Origin of the sequence: Sinorhizobium sp. CB7 (assembly GCF_041357635.1) — a bacterium.
Lineage (GTDB): Bacteria > Pseudomonadota > Alphaproteobacteria > Rhizobiales > Rhizobiaceae > Rhizobium.
In genome coordinates this window covers 201,168-223,774 of the sequence record NZ_JAULLL010000006.1, presented here as the reverse complement: position 1 = coordinate 223,774, position 22,607 = coordinate 201,168, and the positions used below count along the sequence as shown (strand labels likewise).

General features: G+C 61.3%; 19 protein-coding genes. 9 read left to right on the top strand and 10 right to left on the bottom strand.

The window, feature by feature from the left end:
- Positions 1-9 precede the first annotated feature (9 nt).
- Positions 10-1,677: an ABC transporter ATP-binding protein gene (locus tag AAE029_RS13600; RefSeq protein ID WP_371073382.1), complete on the top strand. Its 1,668-nt coding sequence runs from the start codon at positions 10-12 to the stop codon at positions 1,675-1,677.
- 22 nt (positions 1,678-1,699) lie between these two features.
- Positions 1,700-3,049 (top strand): alpha-glucosidase/alpha-galactosidase, encoded by a 1,350-nt coding sequence (locus AAE029_RS13595; RefSeq protein WP_371073381.1) that lies wholly within the window; start codon positions 1,700-1,702, stop codon positions 3,047-3,049.
- A gap of 506 nt (positions 3,050-3,555) precedes the next feature.
- Here the strand turns inward: AAE029_RS13595 and AAE029_RS13590 are convergent.
- Positions 3,556-4,485, bottom strand: a complete 930-nt coding sequence (locus AAE029_RS13590) for a LysR family transcriptional regulator (protein WP_371073517.1) — start codon at positions 4,483-4,485, stop codon at positions 3,556-3,558.
- 86 nt (positions 4,486-4,571) lie between these two features.
- Here AAE029_RS13590 and AAE029_RS13585 point away from each other — a divergent pair, with 86 nt between their 5' ends.
- Positions 4,572-5,477: a DMT family transporter gene (locus AAE029_RS13585; protein WP_371073380.1), complete on the top strand. Its 906-nt coding sequence runs from the start codon at positions 4,572-4,574 to the stop codon at positions 5,475-5,477.
- 11 nt (positions 5,478-5,488) lie between these two features.
- On the opposite strand, the gene AAE029_RS13580 is transcribed toward AAE029_RS13585, so the two are convergent.
- From AAE029_RS13580 to AAE029_RS13555, 6 genes are all read right to left on the bottom strand, one after another.
- Positions 5,489-6,772: a neutral trehalase gene (locus AAE029_RS13580; RefSeq protein ID WP_371073379.1), complete on the bottom strand. Its 1,284-nt coding sequence runs from the start codon at positions 6,770-6,772 to the stop codon at positions 5,489-5,491.
- Positions 6,773-6,791: 19 nt separating this feature from the next.
- Positions 6,792-7,850: an ABC transporter ATP-binding protein gene (locus AAE029_RS13575; RefSeq protein WP_371073378.1), complete on the bottom strand. Its 1,059-nt coding sequence runs from the start codon at positions 7,848-7,850 to the stop codon at positions 6,792-6,794.
- A 13-nt stretch (positions 7,851-7,863) separates the two neighbouring features.
- Positions 7,864-8,694: a carbohydrate ABC transporter permease gene (locus AAE029_RS13570; RefSeq protein WP_371073377.1), complete on the bottom strand. Its 831-nt coding sequence runs from the start codon at positions 8,692-8,694 to the stop codon at positions 7,864-7,866.
- Positions 8,691-9,542, bottom strand: a complete 852-nt coding sequence (locus tag AAE029_RS13565) for a carbohydrate ABC transporter permease (RefSeq protein WP_371073376.1) — start codon at positions 9,540-9,542, stop codon at positions 8,691-8,693. Before AAE029_RS13565 ends, AAE029_RS13570 begins: the two co-directional genes overlap by 4 nt.
- Before the next feature lie 67 nt (positions 9,543-9,609).
- The gene (locus tag AAE029_RS13560) at positions 9,610-10,881 is read right to left on the bottom strand and encodes an ABC transporter substrate-binding protein (RefSeq protein ID WP_371073375.1); all 1,272 of its coding nucleotides are present in this window, start codon (positions 10,879-10,881) and stop codon (positions 9,610-9,612) included.
- 28 nt (positions 10,882-10,909) lie between these two features.
- Positions 10,910-11,917, bottom strand: a complete 1,008-nt coding sequence (locus AAE029_RS13555) for a substrate-binding domain-containing protein (RefSeq protein ID WP_371073374.1) — start codon at positions 11,915-11,917, stop codon at positions 10,910-10,912.
- A 423-nt stretch (positions 11,918-12,340) separates the two neighbouring features.
- Here AAE029_RS13555 and AAE029_RS13550 point away from each other — a divergent pair, with 423 nt between their 5' ends.
- Positions 12,341-13,252: an agmatinase gene (locus tag AAE029_RS13550; RefSeq protein ID WP_371073373.1), complete on the top strand. Its 912-nt coding sequence runs from the start codon at positions 12,341-12,343 to the stop codon at positions 13,250-13,252.
- Positions 13,253-13,420: 168 nt separating this feature from the next.
- Here the strand turns inward: AAE029_RS13550 and AAE029_RS13545 are convergent, their stop codons facing one another.
- The 3 genes from AAE029_RS13545 to AAE029_RS13535 are packed head-to-tail and all read right to left on the bottom strand — an operon-like array spanning position 13,421 to position 16,613.
- Positions 13,421-14,260: a TIGR01459 family HAD-type hydrolase gene (locus tag AAE029_RS13545; protein WP_371073372.1), complete on the bottom strand. Its 840-nt coding sequence runs from the start codon at positions 14,258-14,260 to the stop codon at positions 13,421-13,423.
- Positions 14,257-15,531 carry an FGGY-family carbohydrate kinase gene (locus AAE029_RS13540; protein ID WP_371073371.1) on the bottom strand — a complete coding sequence of 425 codons (1,275 nt, stop codon included), beginning with the start codon at positions 15,529-15,531 and terminating at the stop codon, positions 14,257-14,259. The genes AAE029_RS13545 and AAE029_RS13540 overlap by 4 nt, the downstream gene beginning before the upstream one ends.
- Positions 15,531-16,613, bottom strand: coding sequence for a class II aldolase/adducin family protein (locus AAE029_RS13535; RefSeq protein WP_371073370.1), 1,083 nt, complete (start codon positions 16,611-16,613; stop codon positions 15,531-15,533). The genes AAE029_RS13540 and AAE029_RS13535 overlap by 1 nt, the downstream gene beginning before the upstream one ends.
- Before the next feature lie 200 nt (positions 16,614-16,813).
- Here AAE029_RS13535 and AAE029_RS13530 point away from each other — a divergent pair, with 200 nt between their 5' ends.
- The 5 genes from AAE029_RS13530 to AAE029_RS13510 all read left to right on the top strand — a co-directional run bounded on the left by AAE029_RS13530 (position 16,814) and on the right by AAE029_RS13510 (position 22,578).
- Positions 16,814-17,593, top strand: a complete 780-nt coding sequence (locus AAE029_RS13530; protein ID WP_371073369.1) for a DeoR/GlpR family DNA-binding transcription regulator — start codon at positions 16,814-16,816, stop codon at positions 17,591-17,593.
- Positions 17,590-19,011, top strand: a complete 1,422-nt coding sequence (locus tag AAE029_RS13525; RefSeq protein WP_371073368.1) for an FGGY-family carbohydrate kinase — start codon at positions 17,590-17,592, stop codon at positions 19,009-19,011. The genes AAE029_RS13530 and AAE029_RS13525 overlap by 4 nt, the downstream gene beginning before the upstream one ends.
- Positions 19,008-20,558, top strand: coding sequence for a sugar ABC transporter ATP-binding protein (locus AAE029_RS13520; protein WP_371073367.1), 1,551 nt, complete (start codon positions 19,008-19,010; stop codon positions 20,556-20,558). Before AAE029_RS13525 ends, AAE029_RS13520 begins: the two co-directional genes overlap by 4 nt.
- Before the next feature lie 28 nt (positions 20,559-20,586).
- Positions 20,587-21,570, top strand: coding sequence for a ribose ABC transporter permease (locus AAE029_RS13515; RefSeq protein ID WP_371073366.1), 984 nt, complete (start codon positions 20,587-20,589; stop codon positions 21,568-21,570).
- A 69-nt stretch (positions 21,571-21,639) separates the two neighbouring features.
- Positions 21,640-22,578, top strand: a complete 939-nt coding sequence (locus AAE029_RS13510) for an ABC transporter substrate-binding protein (RefSeq protein WP_371073365.1) — start codon at positions 21,640-21,642, stop codon at positions 22,576-22,578.
- Positions 22,579-22,607: the final 29 nt, after the last annotated feature.

The window sequence follows — 22,607 nt, the reverse complement described above, 5'->3', positions numbered from 1 at the left end:
GTGACGAAGATGGCTCTTGCTCTTGTCAGTTCTTTCGCACCGCCTGTCCGCCATGACCACGACGGCCGCTCGGAAAGCCCGATCATCGACGCTCGCAATATCGCCGTGAATTTCAAGGTCGAGGACGGCATGGTAGAGGCAGTCAGGGACGTCTCCTTTCAACTCTATCGCGGCGAGACGATTGCGATTGTCGGCGAGTCCGGTTCTGGCAAATCGGTGACGGCCCGCACGGTTATGGGTCTATTGTCCAAGCGTGCCGTCGTCTCGCCGAGATCCAGCGTGGCCTATGACGGGACGAATATTCTCAAATTCTCCGAGCGTGCCCGCCGCAGGCTGCGCGGCGACCGCATATCCATGATCTTCCAGGAGCCGATGAGCTCGCTGAACCCGATCTACACGATCGGCAGCCAGATCGTCGAAGCGATCCGTGTCCATCGGAGAGTGAGCAGGCGGGACGCGGAGAGGCGGGCCCGCGAGCTGCTGGAACAGGTCCAGATCCCCGATCCGGCGGCGCGGCTCAGGCAATATCCGCATCAACTTTCGGGCGGCCAGCGCCAGCGCGTCATGATCGCCATGGCGCTGGCCAACGATCCGGATGTGCTGATCGCCGACGAACCGACGACCGCGCTCGATGTCACGGTGCAGGCACAGATCCTGAACCTTATCCGCAATCTTCAGAAGCAGTTGCGCATGGCGGTGATTCTCATCACCCATGATCTGACGGTGGTGCGGCAATTTTCCGATTACGTCTACGTCATGCAACATGGCGAGATGAGGGAGCACAACATCACGGAAAGGCTCTTCGCCAACCCGCAGCATCCCTATACGAAGCATCTGCTTGCCTCCGAGCCGCGAGGACAGGCCAACCCCCCGCCGGAAGGTTCCGACATCATCCTGGATGCGAAGGGCGTGCGCGTTTCCTTCATGCTCCGCCACGGCACCTTCCTGAAGCCTGAGCTCAAGGAGCTCGTCGCCGTCGATGGGCTCGACCTGACGCTTCGACGTCACGAGACCCTCGGTCTCGTCGGCGAGTCCGGTTCGGGCAAGACGACCTTCGGCCAGGCCCTGCTTCGGTTGAACGCGATCGACGGCGGCGAAATCCACTTCGACCGACAGCCGATCCACGAGAGTTCGCGCGCAGAAATGCGGCCTCTGCGTTCGCGCATGCAGGTCGTCTTCCAGGATCCCTTCTCCTCGCTCAACCCGCGCATGACGATCGGCCAGATCATCGAGGAAGGACTGATCGTCAACAAACTCGGCGCCACCAGGGCGGAGCGCATCGACAGGGTCAGGGAGGCCCTGGTCGCAGCCGGCATGCCCGGCAATATCCTTTCACGGTTTCCGCACGAATTTTCGGGCGGCCAGCGCCAGCGCATCGCGATCGCGCGTGCCATAGCGCTCGAGCCGGAATTCATCCTTCTCGACGAGCCGACCTCGGCCCTCGATCTGTCCGTTCAGGCGCAGATCATCGAACTGCTGCGCAAGCTGCAGAACGAGCGCGGCCTCAGTTACCTGTTCATCTCGCACGACCTCAAGGTCGTGCGTGCCCTGTGCCATCGCGTCATCGTCATGCAGCACGGCAAGATCATGGAGCAGGGGCCTGTCGACGAAGTTCTATCCCATCCCAAGACCGCGTACACGGAGCGGCTCGTCAGGGCCGCTTTCGAGGTCGCATGATTGCCGTATGCCGGAGGTTTTAATGGCAAGAAATCCAAAAATAGCTTTTATCGGAGCTGGCTCCACCGTCTTCATGAAGAACATCGTCGGCGACGTGCTGCAGCGCCCGGCGCTATCAGGCGCGACGATCGCACTGATGGACATCAATCCGCAGCGGCTCGAGGAAAGCGCCATTGTCGTCAACAAGCTCATATCGACGCTTGGGGTGACAGCGAAGGCCGAGACCTATTCGAACCAGCGTGCTGCGCTGGCAGGCGCTGATTTCGTCGTGGTCGCCTTCCAGATCGGCGGCTACGAGCCCTGCACGGTGACCGATTTCGAAGTGCCAAAGAAATACGGCCTGCGCCAGACGATTGCCGACACGCTCGGTGTCGGAGGCATCATGCGCGGGCTGCGCACTGTGCCGCATCTGTGGAAGATTTGCGAAGACATGCTCGCCGTCTGCCCGGAAGCGATCATGCTGCAATATGTAAACCCGATGGCGATCAATACCTGGGCAATCGCCGAGAAATATCCTGCCATCAGGCAGGTAGGCCTCTGCCATTCGGTCCAGGGCACGGCGATGGAGTTGGCGCGCGATCTCGACATCCCCTATGAGGAAATCCGCTACCGCTCCGCCGGTATCAACCACATGGCCTTCTACCTGAAATTCGAGCATCGTCAGCCGGACGGCTCCTATCGCGATCTCTATCCGGACCTCGTCCGGGCCTATCGCGAGGGGCGGGCGCCGAAGCCCGGCTGGAATCCGCGCTGCCCGAACAAGGTGCGCTACGAAATGCTGACGCGGCTCGGCTATTTCGTGACCGAGAGTTCCGAGCATTTCGCCGAATATACGCCTTATTTCATAAAGGACGGCCGCGAGGATCTGATCGAAAAGTTCGGCATTCCCCTCGACGAATATCCGAAGCGCTGCATCGAGCAGATCGAGCGCTGGAAAGGGCAGGCGGAAACCTACCGCTCAGCCGACAGGATCGAAGTCACGCAATCGAAGGAATACGCTTCTTCGATTATCAATTCGGTCTGGACAGGTGAGCCTTCGGTGATCTACGGCAATGTGCGCAACAATGGCTGCATCACGTCGCTACCCTCGAATTGCGCGGCGGAAGTCCCCTGCCTGGTTGATGCTTCGGGTATTCAGCCGACTTTCATCGGCGACCTGCCGCCGCAGCTGACGGCCCTGATCCGTACCAACGTGAACGTCCAGGAACTGACCGTTCAGGCGCTGATGACGGAAAATCCCGAGCACATCTACCATGCGGCGATGATGGACCCGCATACGGCAGCGGAGCTCGACCTCGATCAGATCTGGTCGCTGGTGGACGATTTGCGCGCCACTCACGGCGACTGGCTCCCGCCCTGGGTGCGCGTCTAAAGCAATTCCAGGAAAAGTGTGAAGCGGTTTTCCGTCCGGAATTACATAAAAACAAAAAGATAGAGCGGTTCAGTGTCTCCATGAAAAGCTGAACCATCGAAGTCCGGAGGCGTGCTGATCATCGTTGTCATCGCCGATGGTCGCAGCCGACAATCCGCTGGCGTTTCCTCGTCATTGCCACCGGCAAAAACTTAGGAGGTTATAATTTAGTTTAATGCGGGAAGTGGCTCGATGGTCCTAAGCTGGGCTCCGATCTCAGGATTGCCTTGAGTTCCGGCGGCAAGGGCTAGGGCTGATATGTCGATGCTGCCGGCAGCGGGGATAACGGCTTCGGTCGTGGTGACGTAGGTAACGGCATTCCACGCGACGAGTTCGAGCAAAGCTGTAGCGTCGTTCCGGCTGCGCTTCGATCGTCGCGCCGCTGATTGCCTACGTCCCCCCGCTGAATCCCAAGACAGCATCAGGTCGGATCGCAGAGTAAGAATTCTGTTATTTTTTCCGGAGGCTCATCCCTTCGTCCGGCCCGGCGCCACAAAGGTCGTGATAGCGGCGTCGTCGTGGCCGGCCTCGCGCAGGAAGCGCTTTGCGAATTCGGCGGCGGGGCCACGCAGCGCGCCATCAGGTCGGATCAGGTGAAAGGCCACATGATAGTCGATCGTCCGTTCTGAAACGGGCACAAGGCGGCCTGCTTCGAGCGCGGCCGACGACAACGGCGGTCGCGCGAGCGCAATCCCGAGCCCTTGAGTGCAAGCGTCGATGACGACGTTGTAGTCCTCGAAGCGGCGATCCTGGCTTCGTGGCACATACTCGACCCCTTCCGGAGCGAGCCAGCGCCGCCAGCCTTCGATATTGGAATCATGCAGGATCGGCAGTTCGAGCAGCGAACGGGCGTCCGAGCGTTGCTGAAGCCGCTTTGCCAGTGCAGGTGCTGCAATCGGAAACGCCTTTTCCTGCCAGAGCTGGATACCACGGACGCCCGCCCAAGGGCCCTTGCCACAACGAATGGCGAGATCCGTCCCTTCGCCCAAATCCGCCAGCCGATGCTCGAGGATAAGTTCAAGCTGGATGTCGGTTCCTTCGAGCTGCGGCAGGCGCGAAAATAGCCAGAGAGAGGCAACCGATGGTATGAGCGAGAGCCGCACGACGGCTTTGCCGCGGCGAGGCGCCCAGCGCTCGCCTGAATCGCCGAGGAGGGCGAGCGCCTCCTCAGCGCGGGCAAAAAAGCGCATTCCTTCAGGCGTCAAGCTGACGCCGCGCGCCTCGCGTTCGAACAGGCGGACACCCATCCAGCGTTCAAGCCGTGACACCTGCCGCGATACGGCGCCGTGCGTGAGCCCGCTTTCCTCCGCCGCGGCGGAAAAGGACCCGAGCCGGGCTGCGCGTGCAAATGTCTCGAGCGTGTCGAGAGGCGGAAGCGTTGTCGAGCTGTGAACCATAGGCACATATGATCATCGATTGCGGTGCTTTTCAAGCACGCTTCGACACCCTATTCACCTGCCAGAGAGGTTTCCGGGAGGCAAGGATGAGTGTGGTGGCTGAGGCAACGACGACTGCGAGACAGAAGCGCGTATTCGATCCGGTGGCCTTCGCATCGATCCTGATCACCATCATCTTCTGGGCGTCTTCCTTCGTGGTGATCCGCGTTTGCCTTCGGTCATTGACGCCGGTCGAACTGGCAACCGCACGCTATGTGGCAGCGGGACTCGTTGCGCTCGTCTATCTCCTCGCAATGCGGCCGATACCCGCGAGGCGCGATTTCATCCGCCTCTCCATTGCCGCGGTCCTCTTCATCGCGGCCTATGCCGTTCTCCTGAACACCGGAGAACAAACCGTGCCGGCCGGACCGGCGAGCTTCATCATAAACACCATGCCGGTCTTCACCGCATTGATTGCGACTTTCGTCCTGGGTGAGCGCTTCGGAATATGGGGCTGGATCGGCACTGCCGTCTCCTTCGGCGGCGTCGCGCTGATTGCCGCTGCGGCCGATGGTGGCTTTCAGCTGGATCCTAATGCCATCTTCATCCTCGGCGCAGCCTTGTGCTCGGCGGTCGCTAGCGTCTTGCAGAAACCTCTGCTTGGCCGCCTTCCGGCTCTGGCCGTAACTGCTTGGATCCTTCTTATCGGATCGATACCGCTGTTTCCGGCCGTGCCTGCAACGGTCCAGGCCCTGGTGGTCTCGCCGGCCGAGGTGAAGTGGAGCGTTGCCTATCTGGTGATATTTTCGACGGTGATCGCCTATCTCACCTGGGCGGTTGCGCTCAAGCGCATGGCCGCCGGTCGCGCCGCGAATTTTCTTTATGGCGTACCGCCGACGGCGACCCTGATCGGCTTTGTCTGGTTGGGCGAGACGCCAACGGCAATTGGCGTCATCGGTGGCGGCATGGCTATCCTTGGTGTGCTCATCGTCAATCTGATGCGCAAGAAGTAGGATCGCCCGGTTCACGAACCCTTGGCTGTTCTCCCACTCAAGACGATGTAGGCAGCTGCCGTCCACGAAAAACCAAGCCCGCCGCAGCCTTCACCCGTCTGGGGGTCATAATATTCGGCGAAACCGTCCGCCTCGATCGCGTTGATTGTTGAGCGGCGCAATTCCTCGGCGAAGGCTTTCTGACCGTTGCGCTGAAGTCCGTCGATCAGCAGCCAGTTGATGATGGCCCAGGCCGGCCCCCGCCAATAGCGCTTTGCCTCGAAACCGGGCACGCCCGGCTTCGTTGTCGGGAAGGCGACCTTCAGATCCTTCGACCATGCGCGCATTTCCGCAACGGCTGCTGCAGCAAGCGAGCTCTCCAGGTCGAGCGCCAGCAGTGGCACGAAACCCGCCTGAGTCGCAGCTTCCACGTCGAGGCCGGAAATCAGATCGCGCGATACGAAGCGCGAGAATTGCGGGCGCCACTGTGCAAGAAGGGCAATGCGCGTGCGCGCATTGAGTCCTGCAAGTTCGTCCGCGTCATCCGCCCGACCGAGCACGCCTGCCAGATAGTGCAGATCCTCGCCGGCCTTGAGCAGGATTGCGGTCGTCTGCACGTCGGCGATCTTGAACTCGGCTTTCTCCCATTGTTTTACGGGATCCCAGCTGCAGGCCGCATAGCTGTCCACGAGATGAATGAAGCGGCTGTAGTCTTCGTCGCGCGGTCGCATGTCGGCGTTGACGTGACCCGTGTCCTTGCGGACGACTTGTGTGTCAGTGGTGGTCGGAACGCGGGCGAGCGCGATGTCCCAGGCGGGCGAATTGTCACTGCCGCTTTCCCATGGATGAAGCAGCGCAACGAGACCGGTGCCCTCGGGATCGCGGGCCCGATACCACCAGCGGTGCCATTTCAGCGCGGCTTCATAGAGTGCGAGCGTGCGACTGTCGGAGGCAGGAGATCCGGAAGCTTTCGCCGCATCGTAGACATTGCGAAGAGCCATCGCGAAGACGGGCGGTTGCGTTATGCCGGATGTCGGGACGGCGTTGCGCGTGCGCCAGACCGCCGGACCGGGGAAATAGGTGTCGCTCGGCTGGTGGAAGACGATATGCGGAATCATGCCGTCAGCCCATTGGCCCTCCGCCAGGCGTTCCAGTTCGCGAAAAGCGCGATCCAGATCATAGACGGCAAAGCCCATGGCGACAAAAGCGGAGTCCCAGTTCCACTGGAAGGGATAAAGACGGTCTGTTGGTACCGTATAGCCGCCGCGGTCGTTCGCCGCCAGGATCGCCCTGGCCTCGTCAAGATATTTCGTCATGTCATTACTCCGGTGTTCGTCACGCAGCATCGGCAAGGTATGCCTTGCCGCTATCGGGGGAGAGCCAGCTCAAGCGGGTTGGATCGAGTTTCAGGCCGATGACATCACCGCTCGCCACTTTTTCGGCGGCCGGCAGGATGACGCGGACCGGCTGGTTTTCGATCGTTCCCGTTAGTAGAAGATGCGAGCCCATCGGTTCTGCGACACGCACGCGCATCTCAAGGCCTTCCGGCAGCGGCGCAAGCGCGACGGCCTCACCGCGCAGCCCGAGGATGATTTCAGGCCCGGTTCCGTTGGGCACGGTAAACCGTGCGGCGCCTGCGTTCACTTTGCCGTCACGGACAGGCATGCGGATGAAGTTCATCGGCGGATTGCCGATGAAGCCGCCGACGAAGCGGGTCGCGGGATGGTTGTAGATGTCGACCGGACGTCCGATCTGCTCGACATGACCGTCATGCATGACGGCGATCCGGTCCGAAAGTCCCATCGCCTCGGTCTGGTCATGCGTCACATAGATGGTCGTCGTGCCGGCGGATTGCAGGACAGTCTTCAATTCCGTGCGCATCTCAAGACGGAGCAGCGCATCGAGATTAGAGAGAGGCTCGTCCATCAGCAGCACCTTCGGCTCGACGGCGAGCGCCCGGGCGACGGCGACGCGTTGGCGCTGTCCTCCGGAGAGCTTGTTCGGATACCGGTCGAGATAGGGCTCGATATGGAGCAGGGCGGATGCCTTTTCGACCTGCTGCCTGATGCGCGTCTCGTCCGCCTTCTGCATCCTGAGGCCGAAGGCGACGTTTTCGAAAACGGTCATATGGGGGAAGACGGCATAGTTCTGAAACACCATTGCCAGGCCGCGGTCCTTCGGTGCAAGTCCGACCACCGAGCGGTCGCCGATCCGCACATCGCCGCCGCTTGCTGTTTCGAGGCCCGCGATGATGCGCAACAGGGTCGTTTTCCCGCAGCCGGACGGTCCGAGCAGGGAAACGAACTCGCCGTCCTCGACAGTCAGCGAGACCTCCTTCAGTGCCTGGAAAGCGCCGAAGTTCTTTCGGATTCGGTCGATGACGATGTTGGCCATGAAACTGTTCCCGTTACTTGGATGAAATGCCCCAGATCGCGAAGAGGTAGCGCCTGACCGCGAAGATGAAGACCACGGATGGAAGGATGAGGAGCAGGCCGCCTGCGAAGCGGTAATGCATCGGACTTTCGGCGAGAACCGTCAGCAGATAGGCGGTAAGCGTCCGGTTCCTGACGGTCAGCACCGATGCGGCAAAGACCTCATTCCAGGATATGACGAAGGCGAAGACGGCGGTGGCCGCAATGCCGGGCAGAGCGAGCGGCGCGACGATACGGAAGAAGGCCTGGACGCGCGAGCAGCCGAAGACCCAGGCGGCTTCCTCGAGTTCCCTCGGAACGCCCAGGAAAATGCCCTGGGTCACCAATGCCGCAAACGGCAGTGCAAGGACGGTGTGCACGAGGCCGACCCCGGTAACCGTGTCGTAGAGCCCGAGCCGGATGAAGGATACCGTCAACGGCAAGGCGAGGATCGCCAGCGGAAAGGCACGCGTCAGCAGGACCAGTAGCCGGAACGAGTCCTTGCCGGGGAAATTGTAGCGCGCGAGCGCGTAGCCCGCTGGCGCTCCCAGCAGGAGGGAAAGGACGACGGTGATCGCCGCCGCCCCGAGCGAGTTCAGGAAGGAACGAAGGACGCCCTCAGTCCTCAGGAAAAGTATGAAGGCTTCGAAAGAGAGACCGGTCGGCAGGCCGGTCTTCGGCCAAAGGTAGACGCCGGTCCTTCCGCCGAAGGCGCCAAGTGCTATCAGATAGATCGGAACCAGAACCCACGCACAAAGAACGGCAATTCCGCTCCACAGTAGGATCCGACGCGAGGAAACGAAGCTTGCGGTCGGAGTCTTCTTCATGGCAGTCGCTCCGGATCGACCCTGATGGCCTTGAGATAAAAGAGAGTTGCCGCAAGCGAGATCAGCATGATCAGAACCGCGTAGGCGGCGGCGACACCATAATTCTGGTTCTGGTTCTGCCAGCTATAGGCCTCGCCGACGAGCACCGGGAAATTGCGCCCGCCCAGCGCGTAGACGACGGCGAAGACCTCGAAAGCGAGCACGGTGCGCAGGATGAGTGCCGATTGCAGCGCCGGACGGATGAGCGGAAGTGTGATGCGGAAGAAGCGCGTCCATGGCCCGGCGCCGAAAATCTCGGCCGCCTCGCCATATTCCTTGGGAACCCGGTTGAGGCCGGCGACGATGACGACCATCACGATCGCCGTTCCGCGCCAGATTTCCGCGGCGGCAATGCCGAGGAAGAGTGCGAATGGGGTCTGGTAGGAAAGCCAGCTCGCTTGCCTCTCGATGATGCCGAGGCCGTAGAGCAAGGAGTTGAGATAGCCGCTGTTCTGCAGGATCGACAGCCAGACGAGACCGGCTGCGAGATCCGAAATGCCAAGCGGTATGGTCCAGATCCAAAGAATAGTTTCGCGCCCCGCCGCGACCTTCGCGACCATGCTTCCCATGGCCAGCGCGATTGCAAGCTGGACCGGCACGACGGCAATCGTCAGCAGAAAGGTGTTCCGCACGGAACGTGTGAAGTTGAGGTCGCTCGCCATGCGTTGAACGTTGGCAAGCGAGGGGGCGCCATTGTCGGAAACCGAGAGCCAGATCGTCTGCAGGAGCGGCACGATGAACAGCAGCGCCAGGAAGACGACCGAAGGCAAGATCAGCAGATAGGGGATCCAGGGGCGATTGTTCGACATCGGCTTCGCTTTCGCGATTGCTTTGCGGGAGCGGACCCGGGCGCAGATCGCCCGGGTCCGAAGCGCTTTATTCGACTGGGCAGGCGCCGTCGCTCTTTGCGTCCGGAGCCCAGCAGGGGGCTTTCGTATCGCTCATCAACTTGGAGAGCGTTGCCGCCTGCGCCTTCAGCACATCGCCAACCGGCTCGTTCTGCAGGACGATCCGCTGGAAGCTGTCCATATAGACCTTGTTGAACTCGCCACCTTTGTCGCCGAGGCCGACGGGGAGCAGCGAGATGAGTGCATCCGGCGCGGTCTGCGTCGCGTTGACGGCTGCCGCCAGCAGGCCGACTCCGGGATCGATGTCGGACGGCAGCTTGGCGTCGAGCGTCGGAAAGAAGCCGACCTTCTGAGCTGTCAGCAACTGTGTATCGGGCGTGGTCAGATGCTCGATGACGGCAATCGCGCCTGCCTTGTCAGGAGCTCCCTTGGGGACCGCAAGACCGGCGACAACAGGCATATAGCCGCGGCCCTTCGGGCCCGCGGGTGCAGGGAAGACCACGTATTCGTCGGGAGCCGACGAAACTGCTTCCTTGAGGCGGGCCACATGATCCCAGGCGACCATGACTTCGCCGGCAAGCAGAGGCTCCTGCATGAAGTCATAATTCGTCGAGTTCGGATTGACGACGGCCCAGAGCTCCTTCAGCTTTTCCCAACCGGCAGCCGCGTCGGCGCTCTGGAAGGGACGGACAACACCGCCGGTGAAGGAGGGATAGAAGTAGCCCTGGAAGAAGCGTGCCATCAGGCCTTTCGGTCCCGCCGGAAAGCCGATCTGCGGCTGCCCGGTCGCTTCCTGCATTTTCTTGCCCCATTCGATCAGCTGATCATAGGTGAGCTTGTTCACATCCGCACCCTCTGGCAGATATTGGAGCGCATCCTTCTTGGCTGCCATGACGTAGGTCGCCTGCATCCAGGGAATATATTGCTGGTTCGTCTTGCCGAGCTTGCCGAGGTCGAGCAGCGATTGTGGCATGCCCTTCGAAGCCAGCGTCTTTGCGACATCGTCCAGCGGCTCGAGCGAACCCTTGTCGGCAAGCGGCGACAATTCGCCGTGCAATGCACCGACCAGGCTGACGGTGTGCTTGCCGGCCTGACGCTCCGCTTCCATGCGGACGGCAAACTGAGGCGGCTCCTCGACGACATATTCGACGGGCATGTCTTTCAGCAGCTCTTCGCGCACGACCGTCGCCTCTTCGATGGGGCGCAGCTGTGTGGAGACGAAGACTGTGTCCGCGAGCGTGGGCGTGGCGGCGGCGATGAAGGTTGAGGCCAATATTCCGAGCGGCAGCAAATGTTTCATGTTCTCCTCCTTTTTGATTGTCTGGATTTCAGGCATCGGCCGCGCGCCGGTGGCTCTCGCGGTCGACGAATTCGATGGGATGCAATTCCTGAAGCTGTTCCGGCGCTTCACCGCCAATGGCACGCAGCAGCAACGAGGCGAAGCTCCTGCCCAGATTGTCGCCAGTCATCCGCATCGTGGAGAGCGGCGGGTTGGTGAAGGCGCCGATCGGCAGATCGTCGTGGCCGACGATGCTGATCGCCTGCCCGCCATCGATCTCGCGTAGAGCGCGCATTGCGCCGATCGCCATTTCATCCGTCGCACAGACGAGTGCCGTCGGGCGAACCGGACAGCGCAGAAGCTCGAGCGCGGCGAGATAGCCGCCCTGTTCAGTCGGGGCGCCTTCCACGCAGAGTTCAGTGGTAAGTCCGCTTTCTTCCAGCGCACTCTGCCAGCCTCTGCGGCGGACATGGGCAAAATAATAATCCTGCGGACCCGCTATGTGGCCGATCAGGCGATGTCCGTCGGCGACGAACCGCATGGTCGCCGCATGGAAGCCGGAGAAGCCGTCGCCATCGAGATAGGCGTGCGGCACAGGCGATTCCGTACGGCCGTTGGTGACGAAGGGAACGCCGCGCGCCTGTAGAAACTCGACACGCTCGTCGTGACGTTTGGTGCGGACCAGGAGCATGGCGTCGACACGCCTACCGTCGACGAAACGCCGGCACATTTCAAGTTCGCTTTCGCCTCTCGGTACGGGTGCAATGACGAGGTTCAAGCCGGCGCTGGCCAGATGTTCGGCGCAGCCGGACAGCATGTCGAGGAAATGGGGCGGACCGATATGGCCGGGAGCGCTCGGCAACGTCACGGCGACAAGCTCGGCGCGCTGCTTTCGAAGCCTGCGTGCTGACGCATTGGGTCTGTAACCGGTCGCCTCGGCTGCCACGCGGACCCGTTCGCGGGTCGCGGGCGAAACATCCGAATAACCGTCAAGCGCACGGGAAACCGTGGTTATCGACAGGCCGAGCGACTGTGCCAGCTGCTTGAGATTGGACATATCCTCCTCCCGAAGACGAAAGAAGGATTCTCCAAAACGTTTTGGGAGTCAAGTCCAAAACGTTTTGGATGCTTCGGCTGATTGGTATTGCGGCCGAAGGTGCAGACGTCGTTGCGCTACCGATGGATGTGGTGCCGTCAGCTTCGCTCATGAGTGTGACTGGCGCGTAGGGCATAGCGGTACTGGCATCCGCAACCCACTAAAAATCAACACATCATCCGTTTTTGTGCTCACTTTTGATCTCGCTTAACGTTGTTCAGCGGGAAATCAGCGCTGTGCCCTCAAATATGCCGAAACACTGCTGACACGCGAGCGGCAGATGGCCTAAAACCAACGCAAGATCCGCCAACTCTTGCTGTTTTTGCGAGCCCTGCACTCTCGACACCGTAATTTCAGCTAAACCATCATCAGGACCATCAAGAAATGACCGCCTCGCCTCTCTTTCTCGGCTTTCCCGATCGCCTCGCCGATGGCCGCATGCCCCGTGCGGTGATCTTCGGAGCCGGTCACGGCAGCACCTATCCCGGCAAGGACAGCGGCGGCTATGTCTTGGCCGCCGACGCCATCCGCACTGCGAGCCAGGACGATGCCGCACTCGTCGAGCACTGGGATTTCGATCTCGGCGGCCCGCTGTTCGACGGTAAGCCAGTCTGTTGCGTCGACGCCGGCGACCTCCCGACCACCATGCATGACAATGCCGGCAACCGGGCCCGGATCGAGACGAAGACGCGCGAGGTTCTGGCATTGCCGGCTGTACCGATCCTGCTCGGCGGCGATTGTTCCGTGACCATTCCATTTCTCGCCGGCTTTGCCGATCACGGGCCGGTGTGGATCCTGCAGATCGATGCCCATATCGACTGGCGCGACGAGGTGCATGGCGAGCGCTACGGCTATTCGAGCCCGATGCGCCGGGCGAGCGAGATGCCGCATGTCGCCGGGATCGTGCAAGTCGGTCTGCGTAGCGTCGGCAGTGCGCGCATCGCCGACATCGAAGCGGCGCGACGCTATGGCAGTCGCTTTGTCACCGCTCGTGAGATTCACGCCCATGGCGTCGAAGCCGCTCTCCAGCATATTCCGGAAGGAGCGCGGGTCGTCGTCACCCTCGACTGCGACAGCATCGATCCCAGTATCATGCCGGGCGTGGCGGCGCGTACCCCCGGCGGCCTCACCTACACGCAAGTGATCGATCTGATTGCAGACCTCGGCAGGCGGGCCAGGATCGCAGGACTCGATCTGGTCGAGTTCTATCCTCCCGCCGACATTGACGGCCTGTCGTCCCTGACCGCCGCGCGCCTTCTCGTCAATATGATCGGCAGCATCGTCCGGCAGGTTTGAAACCCCGGCTTCCTCTCATAGCATGATAGCCCGACAAGGTTCCCTCCGCTGCCGAGAGGATACTCCGCTATGCGACTAGCCCGCCTCGTTCTGCCTCCGGCTCGCCATCGGCGTCCCGCTTTGCCTAGGATTTTGCCCCTAGCGCAAACGACCCCGGGATGCTTTCTTTTATGACCGGAATCGGGGCATGAAGAAGGTCGGCCAGGCGGTCGCCTCCGCCATCAGCGACATGCGTTCGGCCATCGTCTTTTTAGCGAGAATACCGGTGCCGACCAGAACCGAGTTCAGGCGGGCGTTTTTGGCGCCGAGGATATCGTGGTCGATGCTGTCTCCGATACAGACGACATTGCGGCGGTCAGGATGTCCTGAAACCGCCAAGGCGTGTTCATAGATGTCCGCAAAGGGCTTGCCGAGCCATGTCACCTTGCCGCCAAGTTCCTCATAGAGCTTCGCAATGCTTCCGGCACCCGGCGCGGTCCTACCGTTGGCAAGCTTATGAATGTCCGGATTGATGCAGAAGCAGGGTCGTCCCAGCTCTGCTGCGGGTCGCAGGCTTTCGCGATAATCGTCCATCGATACCGTCTCGGCTTCGCTGCCCGCTATGATCACCACATCGGCGTCCGCGGCCTTGTCGACTGCGACGAGGCCGAGGCGATTCACCAGATTGGTGTCGCCCTCGCTCGAGATCGTGAAACAGCGGGCGCCACGCAGGATTGGAGAATCCGGTCCGGAAAGAATAGCAAGGGCCACATCGCCTGATGTGACGAAATGATCGAAAGTCGTGCGGTCAAAACCGAGACGCCCCAAGCGTTCGGCGTTGTATTCGCCGCTGCGGCCGGAGTTGGACAGGATGACGACGGTTTTGCCTGCGGCTTTCATTGCCCGCAGGGCCGCGGCCGCGCCATCGTAAGCGCCGGCGTCGTCGCGAAGCACGCCGAACTGGTCGATGAAGAAGACCTGGTATCGACCGATGAGATCGGTGAGGGACGTTGTCGGAATGATCCTCATGACGTCAGGCTCCCCGCGGAAAGCACGAGCGAGGCGGCGCCGACGGCGGCTTCGGCAGAGCGCGGCGCCGGCATAGCGACGCCAAGCGCCTTCTGCCGCATCGTGGACCAGACGGGGTTGCGCGCCCCGCCGCCGACGGTCCTCACGCTGCGCAGTTTCGGCGCCCCCAGGGCCTCGAGGCGCTCGTAACCGAGCCGCTCAATGTTGGTCATGCCTTCGAGGATCGCCTGAAAGAAAATCGCGTCATCCGCCGGTCGTGGTTCGAGACGCGGGGCATAGGCCGGATCGTTGATCGGAAAGCGCTCGCCCGGCTTCAGCAGCGGATAGTAATCGAGGCGGGTCGGCTTGCCGAGGTAGAGCCGCCCGGTTAATTCCTCTAGTCGTTCGTCGCCGATCAGCGCCTTGATGACGGCGCCGCCGCTGTTGGATGCACCTCCGACCAGCCAGAAACCCAGAACGCGATGGGCGTAAATGCCATATTCCGGAGCGCTGATCGGCTGATCCGAGGCAAGTTTCAGCACGATGGTCGAACCGAGTGCGGTCACACCGTCGCCGATGTCAGAGGCGCCGGTCGCAAGGAACGAGGCGCAGCCATCCGTCGTGCCGGCATGGAATCGGCAGGTGGAGGGGAGGCCGAATTGACTGGCGGCTGCACCCATTGGAGCAAGACGCGCCCCCGCGCGCGTCACGACCGGAAGCCTTTCGATATCCATTCCTGCGCTGGCGATCCATTCCGGCCATGTTTCGTGCTCGAGATCGTAGCCGGACTTCAAGGCATTGTTCTCATCCGAGATCGGGGTCTCGAGGCCGAGCTGCATGAGGATCCAGTCGGCCTGGTGGACCACATGCACCGCCTTCGCATCGCGTCCGAGGTGGATGGCCCGGGCGAGGCCGGAATTGGCGCCGCGCGCCGGGCTGTCGGCCGGAGCGACGGCAGCGATTTTCTGGACGATATCCTCATCAGGGCAGGGGTCGTTGTACATGAGGACCCCGCCCAGAGCCTTGCCGTCCGCGTCGACTGAAAGAACCGTACCCGACGTGCCGTCAACGGCGATGCCCTCGACCGAGGCAAGCGATGTCTGCCCGGCCAATTGCGCCAGGCATTCGCAGACGCCATGCCACCATGCGGAGGGCTGTCGCGTTTCCAAAGAATTGGCGAATGGCGCGGCGGCAAAGGCGATCATGTCTCCGCTTGCCGAGAGGGCGGCCGCCCGTACACCCGATGTGCCGACGTCGATTCCGATGGCTATGGCCGGTTGCTTCGAACTCATCACGCTTGCCCCGCGACTTTGCGATCGAGCGCCTGACGATATTGCTCAGCCTCCCAGTTGGTGAGTTCCAGTTCCTGGGCTTCGTTCAGATAGACGATCTTCTCGCCTGCAGGTATCCGTGTCACCACCTCGGCAAGGCAGCGCACCATGGCTTCACCGCCGGGCGTCAGCGTCTGAGAGACAAGCACACCCTTACCGGGAACGATCACCATTTTAGGCGGCTCTTCGCCGCGCTGCTGGTATTCGGCGATCAACTCTTGAACGGTTTGTCCTTCGCCCAACAGCCCCAATTTCCTGCCCAGGAAAATAACATGGTCAGGATAGAGCGAACCGCCGAGCGCGATCTCCATGGCGATCGGGCAGAGCGCTGTCTTGTGGCTGGCAGGATCGGTCGCCGGACGATAGCCGGAGCCGCTCGCCAGCATAGTTAGCGCCTCCATGTCCGGATCGGGAATTTCGCGTGCAGCCACTGTAAGCGCAGCCGTCACCCGCTCGATCCTTTTGCTGACTTCTCCGGTGGTTTCGCCGCAGACGATGATGCCGTGGTTGAAAAGGACGAGAACGTCCGGTCGTTCGCTCGCGACCAGATCGATTTCGCGGGCAAGCGGCGTTCCGGGGCGTCGATACGGGATCGTTACCCAGCGAAGATCGGTGAGCTTCGCCAGGCGTTCTCCGAGGAGCTCTTGTCGCCGTTCGAGCACGGCTAGGGCGATGGTGTTGACGCAGTGATAATGCGCGACCACAGGGTTGAGCAGGGCGGCGTGAAAGCTGGTTTCGATCGATGGGCGCAGTCCGCTCTCATTGAGATCCGTGATGACGAAATCCGTCGCTTTCTCCGCGCGAGGGTCTGCCTGGCGAAGTGCCTGCACCAGCGGCGATACTGCGACCGGTACCATGATGTCGCTTTCTCCGGCATGGGCGAGCCAGGTTCCGGAGGCCTTCACCCACATGGTGTCGGCGTGTTTGATCGACGTGTTTCCTCCCGCGCCCTGAGTCTTCAGGATATCGCTTCCGATCCTCTTCGACAGATCGATGAAATCGCCGAAACCCTCCGGGCGTCGCAAGCTGCCTGCTGAAGACATGTGCTCTCCTCCAAACTTCAGTTCAACCATTGCGCGATGCCTTGATCACACATCCGTGAGTGAACTTTCCCGACAATGGTAGGAATTTGATCATCTATCGTCAATAATGAAGTCTGATATGCTTACTGCTTGCGGATGTTTGATCGTTGTGATTATAGTTGCTCACCAATGCATGAGGAGCGTTGAGGAGGAGGTATTTGGTGAGCGACTCGGATCGTCACAGGATCATCACCGATCTGTTGCGCGAGAGGCCATTCGCCTCCGTGCGCGATCTGCAGGAGCGCCTGGGCGTTTCGGCAGCCACGATCCGTCGCGATATCGACAAGCTTCACGAGATTGGCAAAGCCCGTAAGGTCTACGGCGGCATTTCCGCAGCGGACGGTGCTGCCGCAAACCGCCTTTCCGCGCGTCCCTATGACGAGAATCGCGACATCGCCGTCGAAGCAAAACGCGCGATCGCCGAAACGGCCGCCGGTCTTGTTCGCGATGGCGATTCCATCATCGTTCACGCGGGTTCGACCTGCTATCAGCTCGGCATTCAGCTCGCCCGCCGGAATGTGCGGATCTACACCAATTCGATGCCGCTGGCGGCCTATCTCGGCGAGCACGGCACCTGCCACCTCACACTCGCCGGCGGAGAGCTCTATCGAGAGCCAAAGATCATTCACGATGCGTCCGCGGGGCCGCCCAACTTTTTCGCGTCGCGCTTCTTCCTGGGTACGCAAGGCATCAGCAGCGAGGGCCTGCTTGAATCGCACCCGCTGCTGACGAAGGCGATCGGCGAACTCAGCGCCTGCGCAGACGAGATCGTGCTCCTGGCTGACAGTCGCAAACTCTCGATACAGCCGCGCAACGTCGTTCTGCCGCTTTCGCGTATCGGCACGATTGTCATTGATGACGGGCTCTCGGATGCAGGGGCGAGGATGCTTGAGGACGCAGGGGTCACCATCATGATCGCCACCGTCGGAGGTCCGAAATGACAGCTCTTTCCCCCGCGATCGCCGTCTTCGACCTCGGCAAGACGAATTCCAAGCTATTCGTCTTCTCCGCAAATGGCGAAATCGTTGGTGAAAGCCGTACCAAACCCGTCTGGCGCCAGTCGGGCGATCTCAGGGTTCTCGACGATGATCATCTCTTCCAATGGATGCGCCACAGCCTCAGTGAGGCAGTCGCTACCCACCGCGTCGATCGCGTGATCTTCTCCGGCCACGGCTGCACTTTTGCCCTGACTGACGGCGATCGACTTGTCCATCCGATCCTTGATTACGAACAGGAACCGCCGGTCGACGTCGCTCGCCGTATCGATGTACTGATCCCGGACTTCGCGGAGACCTTCTGTCCGCATTTGCCTCTCGGCTTCAATTATGGGCGCCATATCCTCTGGCTGAACGACCGCGATCCCTCGCTTCTAGACAGGGCCGACAGCATCCTTGCCTATCCGCAATTCTGGTCCTGGAAGTTTTCGGGCAAGAAGGTGTCGGAAGTTTCCTATCTCGGGTGCCATTCCCATCTATGGGCGCCGCTCGCGGATGATTTCAGCAGCCTCGTCACGCGCCAGGGCTGGCGCGGCAAGATGCCCGACTTTGCGCGTGCCGGGGATGAACTGGGCGCATACGAAGCCACAAGCCCCGATGGCGCGCCGGTCATGGTGACCGTCCATAACGGCGTCCACGACAGCAATGCATCGCTTTACTACTACCGATCGCTGGGTTTCGATGATTTCACGCTAGTGTCGACCGGCACGTGGGTGATCATCTTCAATTCGGCCTGCCCGCTGCAGGCGCTCGACCGTGAGCGCGACATGCTTGCCAACGTCTCGGTCGCTCACCAGCCGACGGCGACAATCCGCTTTATGGGCGGGCGCGAATATGACGTGGCGAGCGGCGGCTGGAACAGGCCGATTTCACCGGAAGCCGTTGCATCGGTCATCCGCAAACGGACATTCGCCTTGCCGTCCTTTGCGGCGGGTGGCCCGTTTCCGAATTCGCGCGGCCGGTTCGCCGGGCCGGATGTGGAAGGTGAAGAGCGCGCTGCGGCTGCTCTTCTTTATGTCGCTCTGATGACCGATCTTTCGCTGGATCTTATCCAGTCGGCCAATTCGATCGTCATCGATGGCGGCCTGGTGAAGACAGGCATCTTCGCAGGACTGCTGGCGGCACTTCGGCCGGGGCAGAAAGTGCTGGCGAGCGCCAATGCCGAGGGAAGCGCATTCGGCGCGGCGGCACTTGCCTTCGAGCGGCTTGGCTTGAAGCCCTTCTCGAATGATTGCGAGACCGCCGCTCCCCTGGAGATCGCAGACCTGCAGGACTATCGCGCGGTGTGGCGGGAAATGGCGGAAGCCGGTCGCCACCCAACGGACGCCTCGTCCGACGAGGCAGCGAGGAAGGTTCGAACATGACGGCAACCGCAACCATTGCCACGGACCGCGTCCCAGTGCTTGAAATGCGCCATATCAGCAAGACGTTCGGCAACACCAAGGCGTTGTCGGACGTCTCCCTTATCGTCCATGCAGGTGAAGTGCATGCGCTGATGGGTGAGAACGGCGCCGGCAAATCGACGTTGATGAAAGTGCTGTCGGGTGCATACAAGGCCGATCCGGGCGGCGATATCCTGATCGACGGGCATCATCTCGTCACCGGCGATCCCATCAAGGCGAAGGCAAGCGGCATCGCCGTCATCTATCAGGAACTCTCGCTGGCACCCAACCTGAGTGTGGCGCAGAACATGTTCCTGGGGGCCGAGCCTTCGCGCTTCGGGGTCGTGGACAAGGCGGAAATGCGCAAGCGGGCGGCGCCAATCCTGCAGCAGTTCGGCACCAGCTTCGGTCCCGGCCAACAGGTCTCGACCCTTTCGCTCGGCGAGCGCCAGATGGTGGAAATCGCCCGGGCGCTGACGACCAATGCCCGCATCATCGTGATGGATGAGCCGACGACGTCGCTGACCACCCGCGAGACCGATCGCCTGTTCGAGATCATCGCAAACCTGAAGGCGCAGGGCATCGCCGTCATCTATATCAGCCATCGCATGGAGGAGATCTATCAGCTCGCCGACCGCGTCAGCGTGCTGCGCGACAGTGCCTATGTCGGAACGTTGGAGCGCAAGGAGCTTTCCGCCGCAAAGCTGGTTTCCATGATGGTCGGCCGCGATCTCTCCTCCTTCTACAAGAAAGAGCATCGCGCCTCGAACGGTGATATGAAGGTCGTGCTTTCAGTGAACGACATCGGCGATGGCCGCCGTGTTCACGGGTGCTCCTTCGAGGCCCATGCCGGGGAGGTTTTGGGGATTGCGGGTCTGGTCGGCTCGGGCCGCACGGAACTTGCCCGTCTGATCTTCGGCGCCGATGCGAAAACGACGGGCAGCGTGATACTCGATGGGCGGGAGCTCTCGATCTCCGGCCCCCGCGACGCGCTGGACGCCGGCATCGCCTATCTGACGGAAGACCGCAAGAGCCTGGGCCTGTTCCTCGACATGTCGATCAGCGACAACATCAATGTCGGTGTGATCGGCGAGGATTCCTATTCGGCGGGCATTCTGAACTTCGCCGAGGCAAAGAAACGTGCGGACAAGGCTGTCTCCTCGCTCTCCATCCGCACGCGCAGCACCAGCATCAATGTCGGCGCGCTGTCGGGAGGAAATCAGCAGAAGGCGTTGATCGCTCGCCTGCTGGAGACCAAGCCGCGCGTCATCATCTTCGATGAGCCGACCCGGGGCGTCGACGTCGGCGCCAAGTCGGAAATCTATCGCATCATCGACGGCCTTGCCCAGAGCGGCATCGCCATCGTCGTCATCTCCAGCGATCTCCCGGAGATCATCGGTATCGCCGATCGCGTGCTCGTCATGCGGGAAGGGCACATCGCCGGTGAAGTGACTGGATCTGCGGAGAAGCCGATCGGCCAGGAGGCCATCATGGCGCTTTCGACCGGCTCCACCGCAGAGCACGCGTGACGAGAACGAACAGCAGAAAGACGGAACCATGACCGCAACATCGACCGAACAGTCAACGATGGACAAGATCAAGCTGCGCTCGACGCTGACGGCGCTCGGCATGCTGCCGGTGCTCGTGCTTCTGGCGATCGGTTTTCACTTGCTGAGCGGGCGCTTCCTGACGGTCAACAACCTGTCGATCGTTACGCAGCAGGCCTCGATCAATACGGTGCTTGCAGCGGGCATGACATTCGTCATCCTGACCGGCGGTATCGACCTTTCCGTCGGTTCGATCCTGGCGGCCTCGGCGATGATCGGCGTCATCGTCTCGCTCATCCCGGACCAGGGCATGCTCGGCATCCCAGCCGCTATTGCCGTGGGTCTTGCATGCGGCCTCGTCAATGGCGGTATCATCGCATTCCTGAAGCTGCCACCCTTTATCGTCACGCTCGGATCGCTGACGGCGATGCGTGGCATCGCCCGGCTTCTCGGCAATGACACAACGGTTTTCAACCCGGATCTGCCATTCGATTTCATCGGCAACGGTACCTTTTTCGGGGTTCCCTGGCTCGCCATCATCGCGCTTGCAACGATCCTGGTGTCCTGGTTCATCCTCAAGCGGACAGTGCTCGGAACCTGGATCTACGCGGTCGGTGGAAACATCGAGGCGGCGCGCCTGACCGGCATCAAGGTGCCTTTGGTGCTGCTCTTCGTCTACAGCATGTCCGGCCTGCTTTCCGGCCTTGGCGGCGTGATGTCGGCTGCGCGTCTCTATGCCGCCAATGGCCTTCAGCTCGGCCAGGCCTATGAACTCGACGCCATCGCCGCGGTCATCCTCGGCGGCACCAGTTTTGTCGGCGGCGTCGGCTCGATCTGGGGCACGCTCATCGGTGCCCTGATCATCGCCGTCCTCTCGAACGGCCTCATCCTCGTCGGTGTCTCCGACATCTGGCAGTACATCATCAAGGGGCTTGTCATCATCATCGCCGTGGCGCTCGACCGCTACAGGCTCAAAGGGCTTAGCCGGACGTAACGTCCGGCTAATGGAACCGGAACAACCGGAAACAGGGGCGCCGGGAGCGTCATCACAAAGGAGGAAATCATGCGCATTATTTCGAAATTTCTGATTGGCACCGCTCTCGCGGCAGCCATTGCTATGCCGGCTTCGGCAAAGGATCTCCAGAAGATCGGCATCTCCGTCGGCCTGCTCGGCAACCCGTTCTTCGTCGCGACCATCAAGGGCATCGAGGACCGTGCGAAGGAAATCAATCCAAACGTTCAGGTGACCTCGGTTTCCGCCGACTATGATCTCAACAAGCAGGTCTCGCAGATCGACAGCTTCATCGCCGCCGGCGTCGACATCATCATGCTGAACGCCGTCGACGCGAAGGCGATCGCACCGGCCGTCAAGAAGGCTGAGGCTGCCGGTGTCGTCGTGGCTGCCTTCGACGTTTCCGCACCAGGCGCCGACGTCACTGTCATGACCAACAACATCAAGGCCGGCGCAGAAGCCTGCCAGTACATCGTCGACAAGCTGAACGGCAAGGGCAACGTCGTCATCATCAACGGCCCGGCATCTTCGTCTATCCTCGACCGCGTCCAGGGCTGCAAAGAGGTCTTCTCCAAGAGCCCCGATATCAAGATCCTCTCCGACGACCAGAACGGCCAGGGCTCGCGTGAAGGCGGCCTTGCAGTGATGCAGGGACTGCTGACCCGCTTCGACAAGATCGATGCCGTCTTCGCGATCAACGATCCGACGGGAATCGGCGCTGAACTCGCCGCCAAGCAGTTGAACCGCAACGAGTTCTTCATCACGGCCGTCGACGGCGCTCCCGACATCGAAAAGGCGCTCGCCAGCGGCAATTCGATGATCAAGGCCTCCGCTTCGCAGGATCCTTACGTCATGGCCGGCCAGGCGCTGCAGATGGGCGTCGATGTTCTGAACGGCAAGAAGCCTGCCGAGACGACCGTTCTTCTCGATCCCAAGCTGATCACGGCCGACAATGTGAAGGACTACAAGGGCTGGACGGCAGCCCGCTAACCTTCCCGAAGCCGGGCCCGTTCGTATTC